Raw genomic sequence first — 807 nt, 5'->3', positions numbered from 1 at the left:
AGGTGGGGTAGATGATTGGGGTGAAGTCGTAACAAGGTAGCCGTATCGGAAGGTGCGGCTGGATCACCTCCTTTCTAAGGAGCTCTTCGGAGCTATAAAAGACCATAGCTGCTTCGGCAGGATGGCAAACCGTTTCTTACGCTCATGTTCAGTTTTGAAAGTGCAATTGCTTAGGCAATAGCTTTCACAATGAAGTCTGGTTTGGTGGCAATGGCGGAGGGGTTCCACGCGTACCCATCCCGAACACGACCGTTAAGCCCTCCAGCGCCGATGGTACTTGGACCGCAGGGTCCTGGGAGAGTAGGACGTCGCCGAGCCAGTCTTTTTATTGGCCTTTAGCTCAGCTGGTTAGAGCGCACCCCTGATAAGGGTGAGGTCGGTGGTTCGAGTCCACTAAGGCCAACCAACTTTATATCCCATGGGGACTTAGCTCAGCTGGGAGAGCACCTGCCTTGCACGCAGGGGGTCAGCGGTTCGATCCCGCTAGTCTCCACCAACGCAATCTCTTGTACCTTGAAAACTGGATAGCGAAACAAAGCGCGATTAGAAAAGAAGTATCATCTACGTTTACACTTGTGTCTTAAACAAACTGTAAGCGAAGATGTATCGGTTTCGTTCGACTCATGGTCAGCGCGTTCCGCGCCCGCTTGCGGGAGCACCTAGGAACGAGAGGAGCATTGGAGAAAAGAAATCGATACATCGGAGCTATTGGTTAAGCTAATAAGTGCGCACGGAGGATGCCTAGGCGCCAGGAGCCGAAGAAGGACGCGACGAACAGCGATATGCTTCGGGGAGCTGTAAGTGAGC

At 52.7% G+C, this 807-nt stretch carries 2 tRNA genes and 3 rRNA genes; all 5 read left to right on the top strand.

From position 1 onward, the window contains the following. Window positions 1-74, top strand: a 16S ribosomal RNA gene (locus tag ACFPOF_RS28755); the annotation flags it as partial. A gap of 126 nt (window positions 75-200) precedes the next feature. After that, window positions 201-317 (top strand): 5S ribosomal RNA (gene rrf / locus ACFPOF_RS28750). Between the two features lie 12 nt (window positions 318-329). Beyond that, window positions 330-406 (top strand) — tRNA-Ile (locus ACFPOF_RS28745). A 14-nt stretch (window positions 407-420) separates the two neighbouring features. Further along, window positions 421-496: transfer RNA gene (locus ACFPOF_RS28740), tRNA-Ala, on the top strand. 214 nt (window positions 497-710) lie between these two features. Beyond that, window positions 711-807: ribosomal RNA gene (locus ACFPOF_RS28735) — 23S ribosomal RNA — on the top strand; the annotation flags it as partial.

Origin of the sequence: Cohnella soli, from assembly GCF_042655525.1 — a bacterium.
In the GTDB taxonomy this organism is placed as follows: domain Bacteria; phylum Bacillota; class Bacilli; order Paenibacillales; family Paenibacillaceae; genus Cohnella; species Cohnella soli.
Note: the sequence above shows the minus strand (reverse complement) of the source record. Positions and strands in the feature narration are given on the sequence as shown.